Source organism: Winogradskyella sp. R77965, from assembly GCF_044594915.1.
Taxonomy (GTDB): Bacteria; Bacteroidota; Bacteroidia; order Flavobacteriales; family Flavobacteriaceae; genus Winogradskyella.
In genome coordinates this window covers 475,980-496,713 of record NZ_CP138990.1, presented here as the reverse complement: position 1 = coordinate 496,713, position 20,734 = coordinate 475,980, and the positions used below count along the sequence as shown (strand labels likewise).

General features: G+C 32.7%; 14 protein-coding genes. 5 read left to right on the top strand and 9 right to left on the bottom strand.

Going from position 1 to position 20,734, the window contains the following annotated elements:
* Positions 1-10: 10 nt before the first annotated feature.
* Positions 11-1,072 (bottom strand): DUF3667 domain-containing protein, encoded by a 1,062-nt coding sequence (locus tag SJY34_RS02345; protein WP_400078540.1) that lies wholly within the window; start codon positions 1,070-1,072, stop codon positions 11-13.
* 246 nt (positions 1,073-1,318) lie between these two features.
* Here SJY34_RS02345 and SJY34_RS02340 point away from each other — a divergent pair, with 246 nt between their 5' ends.
* Entirely contained in the window at positions 1,319-2,032 is a 714-nt protein-coding gene (locus SJY34_RS02340) for a hypothetical protein (RefSeq protein WP_400078538.1), read from the top strand.
* Positions 2,033-2,228: 196 nt separating this feature from the next.
* On the top strand, positions 2,229-3,497 hold the full coding sequence (locus SJY34_RS02335; protein ID WP_400078536.1) for a hypothetical protein: 1,269 nt from the start codon (positions 2,229-2,231) through the stop codon (positions 3,495-3,497).
* Positions 3,498-3,678: 181 nt separating this feature from the next.
* Here SJY34_RS02335 and SJY34_RS02330 read toward each other — a convergent pair whose 3' ends face one another.
* From SJY34_RS02330 to SJY34_RS02315, 4 genes are all read right to left on the bottom strand, one after another.
* Positions 3,679-5,139: an oligosaccharide flippase family protein gene (locus SJY34_RS02330; protein WP_400078534.1), complete on the bottom strand. Its 1,461-nt coding sequence runs from the start codon at positions 5,137-5,139 to the stop codon at positions 3,679-3,681.
* 53 nt (positions 5,140-5,192) lie between these two features.
* Positions 5,193-6,494: a glycosyl transferase family 1 gene (locus tag SJY34_RS02325; RefSeq protein ID WP_400078532.1), complete on the bottom strand. Its 1,302-nt coding sequence runs from the start codon at positions 6,492-6,494 to the stop codon at positions 5,193-5,195.
* A 67-nt stretch (positions 6,495-6,561) separates the two neighbouring features.
* Positions 6,562-8,994 (bottom strand): YfhO family protein, encoded by a 2,433-nt coding sequence (locus SJY34_RS02320; RefSeq protein WP_400078530.1) that lies wholly within the window; start codon positions 8,992-8,994, stop codon positions 6,562-6,564.
* A gap of 76 nt (positions 8,995-9,070) precedes the next feature.
* On the bottom strand, positions 9,071-9,364 hold the full coding sequence (locus tag SJY34_RS02315) for a DUF4834 family protein (protein ID WP_400078528.1): 294 nt from the start codon (positions 9,362-9,364) through the stop codon (positions 9,071-9,073).
* A gap of 103 nt (positions 9,365-9,467) precedes the next feature.
* Here SJY34_RS02315 and SJY34_RS02310 point away from each other — a divergent pair, with 103 nt between their 5' ends.
* The gene (locus SJY34_RS02310) at positions 9,468-10,448 is read left to right on the top strand and encodes a transporter (RefSeq protein WP_400078527.1); all 981 of its coding nucleotides are present in this window, start codon (positions 9,468-9,470) and stop codon (positions 10,446-10,448) included.
* Between the two features lie 8 nt (positions 10,449-10,456).
* The gene (locus SJY34_RS02305; protein ID WP_400078525.1) at positions 10,457-11,578 is read left to right on the top strand and encodes a GTP cyclohydrolase; all 1,122 of its coding nucleotides are present in this window, start codon (positions 10,457-10,459) and stop codon (positions 11,576-11,578) included.
* Between the two features lie 46 nt (positions 11,579-11,624).
* Here the strand turns inward: SJY34_RS02305 and SJY34_RS02300 are convergent, their stop codons facing one another.
* Together SJY34_RS02300 and SJY34_RS02295 are read right to left on the bottom strand one after the other, a co-directional pair.
* The gene (locus SJY34_RS02300; protein WP_400078523.1) at positions 11,625-12,884 is read right to left on the bottom strand and encodes an aminotransferase class I/II-fold pyridoxal phosphate-dependent enzyme; all 1,260 of its coding nucleotides are present in this window, start codon (positions 12,882-12,884) and stop codon (positions 11,625-11,627) included.
* Positions 12,885-13,040: 156 nt separating this feature from the next.
* Complete coding sequence (locus SJY34_RS02295) at positions 13,041-15,584, bottom strand: two-component regulator propeller domain-containing protein (RefSeq protein WP_400078521.1); 2,544 nt, start codon at positions 15,582-15,584, stop codon at positions 13,041-13,043.
* Positions 15,585-15,852: 268 nt separating this feature from the next.
* On the opposite strand from SJY34_RS02295, the gene SJY34_RS02290 reads away from it, so the two are divergent.
* Positions 15,853-17,385, top strand: coding sequence for an ELWxxDGT repeat protein (locus SJY34_RS02290; RefSeq protein ID WP_400078520.1), 1,533 nt, complete (start codon positions 15,853-15,855; stop codon positions 17,383-17,385).
* Between the two features lie 176 nt (positions 17,386-17,561).
* On the opposite strand, the gene SJY34_RS02285 is transcribed toward SJY34_RS02290, so the two are convergent.
* A complete protein-coding gene (locus SJY34_RS02285; RefSeq protein ID WP_400078518.1) occupies positions 17,562-18,599 on the bottom strand; it encodes a PLP-dependent cysteine synthase family protein in 1,038 nt (345 codons plus the stop codon).
* 69 nt (positions 18,600-18,668) lie between these two features.
* A complete protein-coding gene (locus SJY34_RS02280) occupies positions 18,669-20,732 on the bottom strand; it encodes a S9 family peptidase (protein WP_400078516.1) in 2,064 nt (687 codons plus the stop codon).
* Positions 20,733-20,734: the final 2 nt, after the last annotated feature.

Below are 20,734 nucleotides of genomic sequence, written 5' to 3'. Positions count from 1 at the left end.
TTTATTTAGGCTAATAAAACCAAAAAGAGATTACTAATAAAAGTACTGCTGATACAACTACAGTTATAAAAAACATAAAGCTTATAATACTAGATTTTATAAAACTTATAAGCCAATGTCTCTGATAAAACTTGTGTACTGCTACAAGAAAATAAATAAAAGTAGACATTACAATCAACCAATCTATCCAATCAGGAATATCTATAAATCGGTTAATACCGAATACAATACTCAGTAAGGTAAATAGAAATGAAAAAAAGTAGAATCCAAATACTAAATGATGTGAATAACGTCCTCTTTTATAAAAAAACAACTTCAAAAGCAAAGCAAATATTGGCAATAGAACAAATAGAGCAATAGGTATAGTATCATAAAATGCTCTCAATACATTTCCACCATCTCGGTTTTTATAAAATTTGAGTAATTGTGGATATAATTTCTTCATAAGCCAATTATCATCCTCTTCCATTCCCATGGACTTATAAATAACCGCATCTTCAGCACCGCTTTCTATTAGTGAATCTATTTTCTTTTCATCGAAACCAAAGGAAATATTGTTCTTTTTAGGTAAATTTTGCATTGAAGTGATAGAATCAATGTCTTTATCACTCATACCAGTTAAAAACTGGTTTTTCTCTAATGCATTACGAATCGTCATTCTTTCAATAGAATCTTTACGCTTTAATGCTATAGAATCTATTTCTTCTTCTACTAAATCTGTACTTAGTGTTTTCTTTAACTCATTATTTAATGTTTCGGTTTGGTCTCTAACAGTAAAAGAAAATATAAAAAAGAATACTACGGAAATAAATAAATACATCTGAGCTGGATGTAGATACAATAAGCGCTTTCCTTTAATAAATTCCTTCGCCAAGTAACCAGGCTTAAACATTAATGGAAAAAAGCTTTTTAAAAACCGAGCATCAAAGGAAAAGTAATTACTTATGGTATTATAAAACAGTACACCTATAGTTAATTCATCATTAGTTTTCTGCCCACAATTTGGACAAAATTTAAAACCTTCTTCGTATGGCTCTTCACAATTTTGACAATTAACTTGGTTGGTACTCATAATTGATAGTTAGTTCCGATAACAATCGGAAGGCTTAAAAATAATGAAATTTATAATAGTATTAGTTGCAAATCATAAGATTGAATTCAATAATTACTACATATTTCAATTTTAAAAACACCTCAAAATTCTGTTTGTCAATGCTTTACATATCTTGGCACGTTAATTGGAAATCTACAAACAATAGTGTAAGCCTATAAGTCCTAAACGAGTTAGTGACTAGGCAAATCTAAAAACCTATAAATTATGAAAAGACAAGTACTTTTTTTGGCAGCGATGTTACTAGGATTAACATCAGTCACGGCAACAACAGCAGGAAATGCTGTTTCCAATGGGGAAGATTTAAACACTACACGCAATCGTTATGCACAACCTATTTTGTTTGTAGAGCGTGGTGTAGAATTCTTAATCTTTGCTGATGGTAGCTTCGATTTTAATACCGACATATTTTCCACGGTACCAGACGACGACAATTATTACTACAGACGTTCTAGAACAAAAACAAGATCTAGAAGAAATACTAATAGAACTCATGGAGCACCCGGCACAACCTATAATAACAGAGAGCGAGGTGTCATAGTAACTCATGATAGACTTGGTCGTGTAAGACGCGTCGGAAATGTATTCATGAATTACGATAGAAATGGTCGACTTAAAAGAGCAGGTTCTGTATATATAACATACAGAAGAGGTCTATTAAAACAAGTTGGTGGATTACGTATTTTATACAACAGATATGGTGAGGTCATAGGCACAAGAGGTTTTGTTAATCACAGCAATCAATCTTGTGGTATATGTGGAATCTCAGGATGTTCAGTAGATCATTTTGACGGTCATTCTCAACATAACGATTGGGATGATGATTGGGATGATGATTGGGACGATAATGACGATTACTACTATTATAAAAAGAATGGTAAAGTAAAGAAGCGCAAAAAACTCAAAAAACATAAATACTAATTTCTCGTTTTAGCCTAACTAAATATTGAGATCCTAGAATCCCGAATGCTTTCCCCAAAGTTTCGGGATTCTTATTTTAAATAATAACTTTTTATTAATTGTAAAACTTATTTGCTTTTACTGAAAATCAAGTAGTTACATTTTTTGGCACGCTGTTTGTTTTATAGTTTGTAATTAATATTAAAACCCAGAAATTATGAAACGGATACTATTTTTATTTGCAGGCTTAGTAGCTTTAAGCACTACCGCATTCGCAACTACCACGACAACATCAGAGGCTGAAGCTTCAATCAATAACTACGTGAGAGGTTATGGTAATTCTTTCATATTTACTGAAGCTGGTATCGAATTTTCGGTATATGCTGATGGTCAATTCGATTTTTACATGCCTAATTATGGACCAGACGTAAGCGTTGGTTTAGATACACCAGGTTTCTCTTTGAGCTTTAACTCTGGATATAACTATAACCCATATGTACAGTATGATAGCTTTGGAGCGATTATTCAAGTTGAAAACACACCTATTTACTACGATTTCTATGGTCGTGTAAACCAAATAGGAAACATATTTATCAACTATAACTCTCGTGGTAGAATTACTCGATTGGGTGGATTAAATGTATATTACAGAAACAATGTGTTCTGGAGGTACGACGGGTTTATCAATACCTTTAATAGAGCTTATGTTTATAGACCATGGCACAGATTTTATGCAGTACCTGCAGTGAACTTCTGTATACTTAATGTAAATCCTTACAGACAGTTTTACACACCAGTTAGGCATATATATTACAGACCATATACTAACAATGTTAGACATTATAACATAGGAAGACGCGGTGATAGTCGAATCGGAAGACGTAACGCTTCAGCAAGAATTAGTAATAGGTACGCACAAAAGCCTAGAAACAAGAGAGAACGCAGTATTAGAACTCGTGTACAACGTAACAATGCTACAATAGCAACTACAAGAGCTACACGTACAAGAGAAAGTAACGCAAGTACAACAAGAACAACTCGTAGTACTAATACAAGAACGAGAACAAGTACAAGACGTACTTCTGATAAGGTAACACCTACGCGTTCTACAAGAGCTACAACTCCGACTAGAACTACTAGAGGTACAAGAAGCACTAAAGCAACTACTAGAACTAATACTAGAGTTTCTACACCAAGTAGAACAAACCGTTCAAGTAATGCAACACGTACAAGAAATACTAGAGAAAATGTGACCAGAACACCAAGTTCTGTGTCTAATAAAATGAAGAGATCAAGAAACACTTCGGTTAGAAAACCAAATGCAACTAAATCTCGTACATATAATAGAACAACGTCGCAGAATAAGAAAGTACGCAGTACTGTTCAAAATAAAAGAAAATCATCGTCTATAAAGACAAGATCTAATACAAGTAGAAAGAGTAATCAAAGTTCTACAAGATCTAGCTCAAGACGATCTAGAGGATAAAATAAAGATTTTTTTTGGTTGGTTAGTAGAAATCCCGCATGATGTATGCCTCAGAGCACCTTGCGGGATTTCTCATTTTTATGCTGAACTTGTTTCAGCATTTTACATTTAAGCATTAACAGAGATTGTGAAACTAGTTAAGAATGACAAGTATTGATGCTAATAAATAAAAGACAAATTTCTACCTCAAACGTAAGTACTTCCTAATCTGACTAGAGATATCTTCGGAAACATTCAATTTATAAATTATGCCAAAATACAATACACCTATTATAGCAGATTTTAGAATAATATTGATAATAGGATGAAATGGAAATTCCCAAAAGTAAAAACCAATTGACAATACAATAAGTGCCACAACAATCTTTAGAGAAGCTAATGTAAAAGGCTGCATATTAAACTTCATCTTCACAAAAGCTATTTTAATTGTATTATAAATAAACACAGCTAAAAACGTTGCAAATGCAGAACCTTCAATGCCGTAAATAGGAATAAAAACTGCATTCAATACAATGGCCATAATAGCCAACAAAACACCAAATAATAGCACCATTTTATAGTAATCGCTGTTAAATAAAATAGCGTTGTTATTTCCTAAACTGTTATCGTATAACTTTGCCAGACTTACTATGAGAACGACAAAAAGTCCACCAGTAAATTCATTGGGAAGAATTTCATAGAGTTGATTAATATTCAAAATAATTAAAAGAAATATAAAACCGCTAATCACTAACAAACTCATTGAGCTACGCTTGTACAAGTCTTCCAACGATGTAATATCATTTTCATTGAGATATTTTGCTGTTAAAGGCATCATTATTTGATGCATGGCACGTTGTGGTACAGCAATAACCGTTGCTATAAAAATGGCAACACTGTAATAAGCAACTTGTTCAATATCCGGTAACATTAAACCAATCATAAACTTATCAATATCGAGAATAAGCATAGCAACCGAACCCGCAACAATCATTAAACTCGAATACTTTAAAATCGAAGAAATATTCTTGATGTTTTCAAACTTTAGCCTAGGAAATCTAATAGAATAAGCATACAATTTCATAATCAGCATTCGTGAAACATACACTCCAACTAAAGCTAATATAAACTGATGTACAGATAGCCATTCCATATAAACTGCAATAAGTAAAATCATTATGCACACACGATGAAATATTTCTTTCATCACATTGCCAAAAACAGTTTGTAATTGCACTTTAGACCAAGCAAAAAAGATCTCAAAATAGGCCATGGCAATAGCTAGAATAAAAATATACCAAACATAATGCTCTACAATAGTATTCTCACTTGAAAGCAAACCAGCAATAGAATCATAAGCAAAATAACCAATAAAAAAAGTAGGAATTATAAACGCTAATGGCAGAAATAGCATCAGCGTTAAAAAGCTATTGATACTATTTTTAGATTTGAAAGACGAATAGAACTTAATAATCGCGTTATGAACTCCAAAAGCCATAAACGGCATCATAATATTAGCCGCAGATAATAAAAATGCTACTAAACCATAATATTTATCTGTTAAAAAGTTAGTGTAAAGAAAGAGTGTATTAATGGCACCAATACCAAAGCCAATGTAAGTGCTTATGGTATTTTTAAATGATTGGTTTAATACAATTCCCATAGAGGTCCAAATTACAACTATAAAATTTTAAATTCCAAAACGTACTTTACGAATTAGTTTTTAGCAATAATTTTACTCAATTTTTCAGTCAACGCTTTTCTGCTATATGGTTGCAAACCAATAGCGTTCACAAATAATTTATTGTTTTGATAAGCTTCAAAATAATCTACGATTTGTAATTTTAATTCAGATTTTTGGTCGTAATTAAAATAGGTTCCGGTATTTGTTGATGCAATGATTTGTTCAACATCAGCATCCTTTGGGCCAATTGCTAATATTGGTGTTTCAGAAATAAGATATTCGAACACTTTCCCTGGAATGATGGCTTTAGTATCTTCAGAATTGATTTCAATCAACAACAATAGCTGAGATTTCATTTGAAATTTAATCGCGTCATCATGACTAACATAACCGACAACTTCAACATGATTTTTTAGCCCATTTTGATGAACGGATTCTATGACATCATCACTCACTACGCCAATCAATTGCAGTTTAAAAGCTTTCGAAAACCCGTCATTTTCTTTAATCAATTCAGCGAGCACTTTCCATAAAACAATTGGGTTACGGTCAGATAATAAAGAACCTATATGAGATAATGTGAATTTTTCATCCTTCCCTTCTACTCTCACGGAATGTGAATCATAGCCATTTGTAATAACAGAAATTGGTTGATCTGTTTTCGCCTGGAACTCATTTTTGGTATGATTGCTCGTTACAATAATCTCATCAGCTGCATTTAAAACTTTTGCTTCTAAGTTGAGATGTTTTGCTTTTGAAGACGCTTTGAGTTTCAACTCTTTATGATAGCCAATAGTAGTCCAAGGATCTCTAAAATCTGCAAGCCATTTTACTCCTAATTGCACTTTAAGTTGATGTCCAATTAAATGCAAACTATGTGGTGGACCTGTAGTAATAATGGTCTCAATTTGATCCTCTTTAATATAGTTTGAAAGCAAAGAAACCGAAGGCTTCACCCAATTTTTACGCGCATCAGGTATAAAATAATTCCCTCTTACATAAAGCATCGCTTTTTCAATAAACGATTGTTTTTTAGCTTTTGGAATCACACCTGTACTTATTTTTTTAGCTCTACCTTTTGAGAAGATATTTGCTAGACCATAAGGCTCACTAATAGGGTGTTTAAGGATTGTAATATTTTTTGGAATTTCATTAACCAAACTCTTATCCATAATAGGATAGTTTGGATTTTCAGGACAATACACAATAGGTTCTATACCAAACTCAGGTAAGTACTTTACGAACTTTAACCAGCGTTGTACTCCTGGACCTCCTGCAGGTGGCCAATAATAGGTTATGATTAGTACTTTCTTAATTTTATCCATTTCTGTCATTCCTGCGAAGGCAGGAATCTAATTATAATTCACTTATAGTGGATTCCTGTCTTCACAGGAATGACAATCAGTTTTCTTTCTTTTTGAAACTATAGAATATTCCTAATAACAACAATATCCCAAATACAGCAGAACTAGCCAAAGCCACTTTACTTCCAGTTTCAACAACCGCTGGCTCAAACTTAAATTCAATAGTATGATCTCCTTTCGGGATTTCTAAACCACGTAGTACATAATTAACACGTTGATGCGGCACTAAATCACCATTGATATAAGCATTCCATCCTTGAGAATAATAGATCTCAGAAAATACTGCAAAACCATCATTTGCATTTAAAGATTGATATTTTAAATAGTTAGGTTTAAATTCTTTTAATTGTATCAAAGCCATAGAATCTACTTGATATGTAATAACTTTAGGCTTACTACTGAACTCGGGCATTGTTGTGATCGCCTTAACTTTTGTATCTAAACTATCCAAAGCTTTTATTTCGGCATTAGCATTTGGCAACTGTTCTAACTCACTCACAAACCAAGCATTACCATTGGCATCTGTATTGGTATATGGAAAAATATTTCCTTGTTCTTCTGCAATGATATATTTTGTGTTCAGCATGTTGAGAACATTCATGTTATTTTTATATACATGAAATTCCATCAGCTCATTATATCGTCCTAGTTTAGCTGCGTGATAACCAAACAATGAATTATGAAAATAAGCTGCTCGTCCTGGCTTGCTTTGTCCTTCAGAAGACATGTCTAAAACTCTAAAATGCCCTTTATCCTTTAAAATTTCTTTGTCTGCTGTAGTAGCTTGATAAGGCTTATCCACTCTCAATGCTGAAGTAAAATTATCATTATTAACATATTGTCTATCTACACTTACCAAATCAAAAAGTAGTAAAACTGCAAATACAACCACAGTTAATGTTTCCGATAATTTTTCCTTTATAAAGAAATATACTGTACCAGCAGAAAGTAATACCAGAACCAATGTTCTTAAAGTATCTGTTGTCATTAATGACTTTCTATCTTCGATAACGGCATCAATAAATGGTTGCCCATAAGCTTCAATATATCCACCATCTCTAAAACTTTCAAAATCAAATAAAAATGATTTGAACAACAAAAATACTACTACCAAGCCTGCAGTAATGATGACTGAATATTTTAAAGCTTTTAGCTTTTCTTCATCTTTTTGGAAATCATTAAATAAGCGCACCAAAGCAAAAATTCCTAAAACAGGAATACATAATTCTAGTATCACCTGAATAGAACTTACGGCTCTAAACTTGTTATACAAAGGCACGTAATCAATAAAGAAATCAGTTAAGAAGCCAACGTTCTTTCCATAGGATAACAAAAGAGATAATACTGTTCCACCAACGAGCCACCATTTCAGTCGACCCTTAACTAGGAATAACCCAAGAACAAACAAAAAGATAATAACTGCGCCAACATAGGCTGGAGCTTCTACAATGGTCTGATCACCCCAATACATTGGTGCGTTTCTTGCTCCATCTAAGGCTTCAATTGGTGAAGCACCAAGATTAATATAAGCTTTATAGGTTTCAGAATCTTTACCAACATCTTCCCTATTCCCACCTCCCATAAACTTTGGGATATAGAGATTAAAAGATTCTAAAATACCGTAACTGTACTCTGTAATATATTCTCGGCTTAAACCAGAAGTAACTTCTTTTGCAGAACCATCAGGATTTATAGTTAATTCACTTTTGCCACGTGTACTTTCTTTAACATACTCTTGTGTTGCCATCATATTAGTGGCATTTAGGCCAACAGCTAAAATGGCTGAAACACTAAGTAATCCAACAGATTTAAAGAAATGTGGCAACACTTTTTTTCTGTAAGCATCTACTAGATAAGCAATGCCTAGCACAATGACTAAAAGCATGAGATAATAGGTCATCTGGAAATGATTAGTCACTATTTCCAAACCTAATGCAACTGTTGTCAGTAGAAATCCAAGGATGTATTTTTTTCTAAATGTGAGGATAATTCCTGCTAAAACCAATGGCATATAAGCAATGGCATGTGCTTTTGCATTATGACCAACACCTAGAATTATAATAAGATATGTAGAAAATCCAAATGCTAATGCACCTAGTGCTGCCAACTTAAAATCGACTTTAAGGGACAGTAATAAGATATAAAACCCAATAAAATATAGAAATAAATAATCTGCTGGTCTTGGCAAGAATCGTAAGGTCAAATCGAGTTTCTTGATATAATTATGTGGATATTTTGCGCCAAGTTGATAGGTCGGCATACCACCAAAAGCACTGTTAGTCCAGTAGGTTTCTTCTCCTTCAGCTTTTGCAAATTCTTTTTGTTGCTGTGCCATACCAATATAGTGCATAATATCACTTTGGTAGATCTTTTTGCCTTGTAAAACCGGACTGAAATAAGCTAATGAAAGCACCACAAACCCTATTAAAACTAAGATATGTGGCAATAAACGTTTAAAAGAAAATGACATGTAAGTACTTTAAAGTTGAATGATTCTGAAAAGTAGTTATTTTTTTGATAAGATGCATACTTTTAAAAAAATTGAATTACTCAATCTCTTCGTAATCGATATATTCTCCAACTTTTTCGTTAGAAGATTTATTTTGGTTTGGCATTTTGTCTATAACAGTTTCACCTTCTTTCTGCCTTTGTTGCTGTCTTTGTTGGTTTGGATTTTGAAATCCACCAAACTGCTGTCCGAATTTCTCCTCTGCTTTCTTTGCTACAAAACGCAAAAATAGTGGAGCAAAAAGGCGCGCTAATATCTTAATTCCGAAATAGACAAGTAATATAATTAATATGGTTCTCAATAATCCCATGGCCGAAGCTTCTTGTATCATAACAATAAATAATATCAAAAATACAATTAACCTAATTTATAATCCGTTATTATTCCTTAAAAAAAGTATAAAATATATATATTTGAATTTAAACTAACAACTAATGAGATTACTCAAATCATTTTTCACCCTACTTATTTTACTATCTTTTTCGAGCATTTATGCGCAATATACCGAGGTTATTAACTCCAATAGACCTGGTGTTTCTAAAAGTGCTTTTTCTGTCGGCACAGGCGTTGTTCAGTTTGAAGCTGGTGCTTTTTCTGTTAAAGAAGAGCATGTACCATTACAATATGACGTTTCAGGTTTTGGATTAGATTTTGGTATCAGATATGGTGTACTTTTTGATCAGTTGGAATTCTCATTAGAAGGTGTCTATCAGAACGACAATATCACTTTCAATAATGCTTTAATTCCAAGACCCATTGATCGTTCTAATTTTAAGAATTTTACACTTGGTGCTAAATACCTTATTTACGATCCATATAAAAATACTGAAGACGCAAAACCAAATCTCTACAGTTACCATGCGAATAGAACATTTCAATGGAAATCATTAATACCTGCAGTAGCAGTTTATGCTGGTGCAAATTTTGATACAAAAGATAATTCATACACAGCGCCTGGTATTGAAGGATTTAGTCCAAAAGTAATGGTGGCAACGCAGAACAACTTTAATGGTGGTTGGGTGTTTGTTACCAATTTTATTCTAGATAGAATTGGTACTGACCAATCCGATTTTCAATATATACTAACTTTAACACACTCGTTTACGCCTCAATGGGTCGTTTTTGGTGAAGCACAAGGTATTAGTAGTGATTTTTATGCCGATAATTTGCTTAGGTTTGGTGGTGCTTATCTTTGGACGAGAGATTTTCAATTAGATGCAAATATTGCTTTTAATACTAAGGATACACCTACGGTTTTTAATATCGCCTTTGGTGCATCTTACCGCTTAGATTTCCATAGAGATAAAAAAATTGATAATGGAAATTCTGCTGAAGAAGAAGGTAAGCGCAAAAAACGAAGAAATAAAAAGAAGAAAAAGAAAACTGATGTTTTTGATGATTCTGATAGCTTATAAGTCGATATATGATTACAATTAAAGAAGCCACATCAAAAAAAGACTTAAAAGCTTTTGTAAAGTTTCCATTTACACTTTATAAAGATTCAAAATATTGGGTTCCTCCTATTATTAAACAAGAATTAGAGACTTTTGATAAAGACAAAAACCCTATTTTTAAAGATGCTGAAGCCCGATTTTTCTTAGCATATAAAAATGATAAAATTGTAGGTCGTGTGGCTGCAATTATTAATTGGTTAGAAGTTAATAATCAAAGCATAAAAAAAATGCGCTTCGGTTGGTTTGATTTTATTGATGATTTAGAAGTTAGCAAAAAATTATTAGAAACTGTTGAGGCGATTGGCAAAGAAAACCAACTCCAATATACAGAAGGTCCTGTTGGGTTTTCTAATCTCGACAAAGTCGGTGTGATGACTGAAGGGTTTGATTCTATAGCGCCAATGATAACTTGGTATAATCATCCATATTATGTTGATCATTACACGGCAAATGGCTATACAATTGAGAAAGAATACTCGGAAAGTAAATTTCCTTTTGAAAACGTAAAACCTGAGTTTTTTAAAAAAGCACAAGAGCTTATTAAACGACGCTATAGATTAACAGCACTAAAACTCACTAAGACAGAAGAGGTTATGCCTTATGCAGATCGTATGTTTGATTTATTTAATGAAAGCTATGCCTCTTTGTCCTCATTTGTTGAAATCACAGATATTCAAAAAGAATACTTTAAAAAGAAGTTTATAAGCTTTGTAAATCCAAAGTATATCAAGTTTGTTATTGATGAAAATGATAAACTTGTTGGATTTGCTGTTGTTATGCCTCGATTTGCTGAAGCACTTCAAAAAGCGAATGGAAAATTATTTCCATTTGGTTTTTCTCATGTTTTAAAAGCTAAGAAGCATAGTAAAGATGTTATTTTCTATCTTATTGGTATTCATCCCGATTATCAGAATAAAGGCGTACATGCCGTTATATTCAATGAATATTATGAAACCTTTAAAGAAAAAGGTATTGAGACTTGCTATAGAACTCCAGAATTAGAAGACAATCTTGCTATACATCAGATATGGAAACATTTTGATCCTAAAGTGTATAAACGAAGAAAGACATTTAAAAAAGATATCAACTAAAAAAAGCTACCAATTGGTAGCTTTTTTAAATCTATCTAGGAAATATTTATTCTCCCATTGCAGCAATTAAAGCTGCTGACATTCTTTTGTAAGTACCATTAACTAAACGGTCTCTAATAGCATCAAAAGCATCTAGTGTTTCTCTAACATCTTCTAAAGTATGTGTTGCTGTAGGAATCATTCTAAGTAAAATCAATCCTTTAGGTATTACTGGGTAAACTACTATAGAACAGAAGATTCCATAATTTTCACGTAAATCTCTTACTAAAGCCATAGCTTCAGGAATACTACCTTTTAAGTATACTGGAGTGACACAACTCTGCGTTGTACCAATATCAAAACCACGTTCTTTTAAACCCGATTGTAAGGCGTCAACTATTGTCCAAAGATTTTTCTTAAGCTCTGGCATAGTTTTTAGCATTTGCAATCGCTTTAAAGCACCAACTGTAAGCGTCATTTGTAATGATTTTGCAAACATTTGAGAACGCAAATTATATTTTAAATAATCTATTACTTCCTGATCAGCAGCAATAAAAGCACCAGTACTAGCCATAGACTTTGCAAATGTTGCAAAATAAACATCAATATCATCCTGTACACCTTGCTCCTCTCCTGCACCAGCACCAGTAGCACCTAATGTTCCAAATCCATGTGCATCATCCACTAAGAATCTAAAATTGAATTTCTTCTTCAATTCTACGATTTCCTTTAAACGACCTTGCTCACCTCTCATCCCGAAAACACCTTCAGAAATAACTAAAATTCCGCCACCAGTCTGTTCCGCCATTTTTGTAGCACGCTCAAGGTTTTTCTCTAAACTTGCTACATCGTTGTGTTTGTAAGTAAAGCGCTTACCCATGTGCAAACGTACACCATCTATAATACAAGCATGTGCATCTACATCGTATACAATAATATCATCCTTACCAACTAAAGCATCGATAGTAGACATTATACCTTGGTAACCAAAATTTAACAAATACGCAGCCTCTTTATTTACAAATTCAGCCAATTCATTCTGTAATTGCTCGTGTATCTCCGTGTGGCCAGACATCATGCGCGCTCCCATAGGATAAGCTGAGCCATATGCAGCAGCAGCTTCAGCATCTACTTTTCTTACTTCTGGATGATTAGCTAAACCTAAATAATCATTAATACTCCAAGTAATAACATCTTTTCCTTGAAACTTCATTCTATTAGAAATCTCTCCTTCGAGCTTTGGAAATACAAAATACCCTTCTGCTTGCGCAGCCCATTTACCTAGCGGTCCTTTATCTCTGTAAATCTTTTCAAATAAATCCTTCATAAAGTGCGTTTGCCATTAATCGCTATCTATGCTTATAAAGCACAAAAAATACTCTTAATCTTAGTTAATTTAGTTTTGTTAGTATCTGCAAAATTAATTAATAATATTATGACTGCATAATATTATTTAATTTAACTATTCACTAAGTTTTGAACATTAAAAATGAATTTTTTCCAATTCACTTAAATATGTTTCGCCTACTGGTATTCTCTGGTCTTTAATTACGACCCAGTTTTTACCTTTACTAGAGACTTGGTCTATTCTGATGATATAGGAACGATGGACTCTCAAGTACTCTAAAGCATCTGGTGTAGTATTAATAAAATCACCTATTTTACAGCGAATAGTATAGGTTTTTTTATTGGTAGTGATGTCTAAGTAATTGCCTTGAGAATTTACATAAAGAATATCGTGTGTTGGGATTTTAAAATCCTCACCATTAGACCTGAATTTATAAAACTGTTCCTTTCGCTTTAACCGTTTTATTGCCAATCTAATTAATTCTCTAAACACATCTTGGTTGTAACTTAAAACACGGACTTTAAAGAATAAATAGACAAGACCAAATAGAATTAGCACGCAAATACTATAAAACCACCAGCTTTTCCAAAATGGTGGTCGTATTTTAAAAGCGTATAAAACAGACAAATCATTTTGATTGTTTAATACATTAGCTTTTGCTTCAAATGTATAATTTCCAGGTGATAATGACGGAAAACTAATTGTTCTATTCGTCGTTTTAGTCCAAGATGTGTCTATTTCCTTTAAGCGATAGTAATAATTGATATGGTCTTTGTTTTTATGTGATATGGCCTGGAGTTTTAACTCTATATTATTCTCATCGTAGTTTAGCTTTACATTTTTGCTGTAAATATTTTTGTCGTTTGCAGTAACATCTTCTAAAGCGAGTGATAAAATATTTGAGGTTTTTTTATCTTCTAAAAGTGCTTTCTTAAAGTAACACAATCCTTTTTTTGTAGCTACCCAAATGGTATCGTTGATTATTTCAATGTCATCAATATCGTTACTTAATAAGCCATCTGCTTTAGTAATGGTTGCTACATCAGTACTGTTATTAGGTTTAAATCTAATTCTGTTCAAACCCGTGTGTGTACATGCCCAAACTGTTGAGTCGTTTTCAATATATACTTCACTTACAATATTATTAGTAAGCCCATTGGCTTTAGTAATATTATAAATACTATCTCCGTAGACAATAACACCTGCACCTTGCGTTGCCATATAAACGAGATTAGTATTTATGTTAAGATCGATATCATCTATTCTCGATTTTAAAATATCTAGAGATTGATTAGGTTTTATTTTTTCATTTTCTTGAATGAATAAGCCAGTCGACGTGCCTATTAAAACAGTATCGTTATAGCCACATACATCTTGAATTTTTTTATTTAACTCATAGCGTATAACTTTATTATTTTTTAGTTTATAAAGATGATTAGACGAAGATGATAATAACGTATCCCCAATATGTTCTGGAAGATTACTTGCAAGAATATGAACTGCTTTGTCGTTATCCGTATAATTGACGAGTTTTTCATCACAATAGCCATATAAATGCTTGCGCTTTGAGTCAAACTCTACTAATGCAGTATTGCCTTTTAAACCTTTATGGAGTGTAGCAATTTTCGTAGTTGAAATGCTTACAATATTACCATTATAGAAGCCAGCATATAAAGTGTTTTTATGGTCTTTAACTAATGATGAAATATGATCTTCTGTAAGGACTTTTATATTGGGATTTTTGATATAAAAAACGCCATCATCAATAGTGCTAAACCAATAACTACCTTCTTTATCTATTAAAAAACTACTTACCGATTTTTTGGGCAAAAATGTTTCAATAACTTTACCTGATACATCTCTGATTTCTGCACCATTATTATAATAACCAACAAAAAACGAATCATCATTAATTAGCTTTATTCCTGTTGGGTTTTGTCTGGTTTCGTAATACTTTATATCTCCATTTTTTGATAGGACTCCCAAATTTTCATCAATAAAAATAGAATGTTCATCATTTAAAAAAACTATATCAACTCTGGAATCTATTTGCGTTTTCGGATCAAAAATAACTGTGTCACCTTCTGATTCATAGTTATGGCATACTGAAAAAAACACATTATTTGCCATCTGTATGCCTAAATTAATATCATATATTTCGGTTGGTGATGTTGGTCTTGAATCAATTTCAAATTGTCTGTTGTACGTACCTTCTTTATTAATTTCTATTAAACCACATACATTATAACCTCCAGCATATAACGTGCCATTTTTGTCAAATGCAACACTCTTTAAAATGCTTTTTGGGTCTAGTTGATTTTTTAGAATAACATTGAATTTATAAGCTTTAAATCCGTCAAAATCATCATTAAAATAAAATAAACTTTGACTATGATAGCCATAACACCACACCTGACCGTTTTCTTGAGGATAGAAATCTAATATGGTATTATCTGGTAAGCCATCTTTTGTGGTGAAGTTCTCAAATTCATAACCATTATAACGCGATAAACCTTTATCGGTTGCAAACCAAATATAACCTCGTTTGTCTTGATAAATATCATAGACTTCAGAGCTTGGCAAACCTTCATCTACACCAAAATGCTCATAAATATGGGTTTGAGAGTACCCAATTTGTAGGCCAAATAATATAAGGAAAAAGTAAGTCTGTAGCTTCAATATATTTGTTTTAAACAAAAGTACTATTATTTAAAACACAGTAGTTATGAGCTGTTTTATGTTTATCACTATTAAAAGGGTGTTCGTCACAAAATCAATAATAACGGTGTTTTTGAGACCTCTTTTCACGGTTGCTTATGTCTTCAATGGGTAAAACAATCTTTGTCACTTTTTTATATAGTGTTCATCACAAACCTGTTTTTTAGTTATGATTTATTACTGACCATAAAATATTTTGCGCTCAATTAATAATTTAAAACCCAAAAACATGAAAAAACAACTACTTATTTTAATGGTATTATTCATTTCTTCAATTGGCAATGTAAATAGTCAAACACTCGTCCATGACATTAATCCAGGTTCAGGCGATTCTTATCCCGCTGAGGTAACAAATTTAGGTTCGGATTATTATTTCAGAGCATTGGATGGTACGAATGGTTCTGAACTTTGGAAATATGATGGCACAACAACAACATTAGTAGCAGATATAAATCCTGGGAGTGGGCACTCTGTTCCATCACTCTTTACAACATTAGGATCGAATCTATATTTTAAAGCAGATGATGGAACAACTGGCGAAAAGCTATGGAAATTTAATGGAACAACTGCGATATTAATTGATGTTAATCCCGGAGGCGTTTCAGAACCTGAAGCTTTAACTTTGTACGGAAATGTCCTTTATTTTATATCTAATAACGGATCGAATGTAAAAGAATTATGGAAGTATGACGGAGTTACTGCCACTTTAGCTCACGTCATCAGTTCAGGGGGAACAGGTGTACCTTCTCAATTAATAGAGTACAATACGGATCTTTATTTTACAGCTAATGATGGAGCAACTGGCTTAGAACTTTGGAAATATGATGGCACTACAGCCTCTTTAGTCCAGGATATTAATCCCGGAAGCGGAAACTCTAGTCCTACAAATTTTACAGTACTAGGTACAGATCTTTTTTTTCGAGCTGACGATGGTATTAATGGCAGTGAGCTTTGGAAATATGACGGTACTGCAGCTACATTAGTAGAAGATATTAATCCTGGAAGCGGAAATTCTAGTGTTTCTCATTTGACGTCATTTGGTACAGATCTCTATTTTGTAGCTAACGATGGAACAACTGGTTTAGAACTTTGGAAGTATAACGGAACAAGTGCTTCATTAATAGATATCAATCCAGGAAGTGAAGGTTCTGCGCCTGATATGTTAACACCATTGGGTAATAGTCTTTATCTTAGAACTTATATCTCGCCAAATGGATTTCAGCTTAGGAAGTGTGATGGAGTTTCAGCAACGGAAATTGTTATCAATTCTGTAACTGGGAATGCTGATGTTGATGGTTTAACAGTTTTAGGTCCGGATCTTTATTTTCACGCTAATGATGGAACAAGTGGTACAGAACTTTGGAAGTATGATGGTACAGCAGTCTCTTTAGTGCAAGATATAAACCCTGGAAGTGGTGATTCCGATGTTTCACCTTTATCGGTTATTGGTACAGATCTTTTTTTTCGAGCTGATGATGGAACAAATGGCATAGAACTTTGGAAATTAGATGGTTCTAGTCTAGGTATAAACAATTATGAATTAGTTGAAAAACTAAATATTTATCCAAATCCCACTACTGATTATATTCAACTAAATAATTTTACTAAAGTCGAAAGCTTTACCATTTATAATGCACTTGGTATGGAGATTTCAAAACACAGCATTTCTAATAACGAAAAAGTTGATGTTAAAAATTATGTCAATGGTTTATATTTTTTAAAATTTAAAAATGGACATACATTAAAGTTTATTAAAAAATGATATTAAAAGCGGAATCAATATTTTAAAACTGAATTTTGATAGAGGCACTATTACTAAAAAGATTGCTGTCAATTAGCATAAAACATACACTATAATAAGTATAGTCGCATTGAAATAAAGACATAAAAAAAGCCTATCAAGAATTTGATAGGCTGTTTTATGAAAATTTAAATCTTTTATTTCACATACTCGATTGGAGCATGCACCTCATTTTTACTATCAAAAAAGCCTTGATCTTCCATCCACTTGTCACTATATACTTTACTCATATAACGTGATCCATGATCAGGAAATACAACCACAACTTTATCTGTGGGCTTAAATTCACCATCAGCAACTAATTGCTTAATAGCTTGCATAGCAGCACCACTTGTATAACCTACAAATAAACCTTCTGTATTTGATATTTCTCTTGCTGTATGTGCACTTTCCTCGTCTGTAACTTTTACAAATTTGTCTATTAAGTCAAAATCAGTAGCAGTAGGTATAAGGTTTTTACCTAAACCTTCAATTCTATATGGATAAATCTCTTTATCATCGAACTCACGAGTTTCGTGATATTTCTTTAAGACAGATCCATAGGCATCTACTCCAATAACTTTTACATTTGGATTCTGTTCCTTTAAGTACTTTGAAATACCAGAAATAGTTCCTCCTGTGCCACTACAAGCTACTAAATGAGTTATTTCTCCTTCAGTCTGATTCCAAATCTCTGGACCAGTTGTTTTATAGTGCGCATCAAGATTTAATTCATTAAAATACTGATTAATGTATATAGAACCTTTATTCTCTTCGTGTAAGCGTTTTGCGACTTGATAGTAAGAACGTGGATCATCGGCTTTAACATGCGCAGGGCAAACATAAACCTTAGCTCCCATAGACTTTAACATATCTATCTTGTCTGCAGAAGATTTAGAACTTACTGCCAAAATACATTCGTAACCTTTAATGATACTCACCATAGCAATACTAAAACCTGTATTACCAGATGTCGTTTCTATTATAGTATCACCAGGTGCCAAAATACCTTTACGCTCAGCCTCTTCAATAATATGTAATGCGATACGGTCTTTCGAAGAATGTCCTGGATTAAATGCTTCAACTTTAGCATAAAAATCACCATCAAAGTCTACGGTCATTCTATTTAATTTGATTAAGGGAGTGCTACCAATAAGCTGTAACACATTATCAAATACATTTTTGTTGTTGTTCATAAAATGAAATTTTCGGCATCATATTTATTAGACACCTAAAACCTCGCAAAAGTAACATTTTTTTTTAAACTAGCTTAAAATTCCCTCTAAATCAAGTAGGAAGGCGAATTCTTCAGCATCTTCCTTTAGACTTTCAAAACGACCAGAAGCACCACCATGACCAGCATCCATGTTAGTTTTTAGGTATAATTGATTAGAATCTGTCTTGATAGCTCGTAATTTAGCTACCCATTTTGCTGGTTCCCAATATTGTACTTGAGAATCGTTTAGACCTGTTGTAATCAACATATTGGGATAGTCTTTAGCCTCTACATTATCGTAAGGCGAATAAGATTTTATATACTTATAATACAAAATATCGTTTGGATTTCCCCATTCGTCATATTCTCCAGTAGTTAAGGGAATAGAGTCATCTAGCATTGTAGTAATGACATCTACAAAAGGTACAGCTGCAATGATTCCGTTATATAATTCTGGTGCTTTATTAACAATTACTCCCATTAACAACCCGCCTGCACTTCCACCCATAGCATATAAATGCTTAGATGATGTATATCGCTCTTTAATTAAGTGAATAGAACAAGTAATAAAGTCTGAAAATGTGTTTTTTTTATTTAACAACTTTCCGTCTTCATACCATTGACGACCAAGATATTCGCCACCTCTAACATGAGAAATGACATAAATAAATCCACGATCTAAAAGGCTGAGTCTAATTGTTGAAAAATAAGGGTCTACCGTAGAGCCATAACTACCATATGCATATTGCAGTAATGGATTAGTTCCATCTTTTTTAATGCCTTTTTTATAGACCACAGACATAGGTATTTTAGTACCATCATCTGCAGTTGCCCAAATACGTTCTGAGGTGTAATTCTCTTTATTGAATTTCCCTCCTAAAACTTCTTGTTCTTTTAAAACTGTTTTTGTTTTAGTTCGCATATTAAATTCAATAACAGAAGATGGGGTCGTCATAGAATTATAGCCATAGCGCAACAATTCCGTATCAAAATCTACGTTTGTTCCTGTATAAGCCGTATAAGTTTCATTGTCAAATGGTAAGTAATAATCTTGTGTTCCGTCCCATCGTTTAATTCTTATTTCATTTAGACCATTACTACGCTCACTAACCACCAAGTAATCTTTAAAAATATTTATGCCTTCTAAAAGCACATCTTTTCTATGTGGAATGACTTCATTCCAATTTTCAACTTTAGTATTAGTCTCTAAAGTCTTCATGAGTTTAAAATTAGTCGCTTTGTCCTTATTGGTAAGAATATAAAAGTGATTATCATAATGTGAAATACTATATTCTAAACCTCTTATTCTAGGTTGAAATATTTGAAACTTGCCTTCTGGATTATCAGCATTTAGAATATGATACTCATTAGTTAATGTACTGTAACAAGCAATAATAATATACTTTCTAGATTTTGATTTATAAACCGTAGCTCCGAAGGTATCATCAGCCTCTTGAAATACAAGTTCATCTTCTGTATTATCACCCAAGCGGTGTTTGTAAATTTGAAAAGCTCTAAGCGTAACTTCATCTTTTTTAGTGTAAAACAAAGTTTCGTTATCATTTGCCCAACTCGAAGAGCCAGTGGTATTCAATACTCTGTCTGAAGCAACTTCATCTGTTTCAAGATTTTTAATATGAATGGTGTAATTTCTTCTACCTGTGGTATCGACTCCATAGGAGACCAACTTATTATCAGGACTTATGCTAATACCTGCTAACTTAAAAAAATTCTCACCTTCTGCCATTTTATTGCAGTCGAACAATAATTCCTCAGGATTATCTAAACTCTCTTTTTTACGTGTGTAAATTGGGTAATCTTTACCTTTTTCGAATTTTGTTATATACCAATACCCATTATATTTATAAGGTACAGACTGATCATCTTCTTTAATTCTAGCCTTCATTTCTTCAAACAAATCCTTTTGAAAATTCTTAGTGTGAGCCATTTTGGTATCACAATAGTCATTCTCAGAATTGAGATAATTAATAACTTCTGGATGCTCTCTGTCTTTCATCCAGAAATAATCGTCTATTCTAATATCACCATGCTTTTCTAATTGATGTAGGATCTTTTTGGCAATAGGTGGATTTATATCGAAATTTTTTATCATCT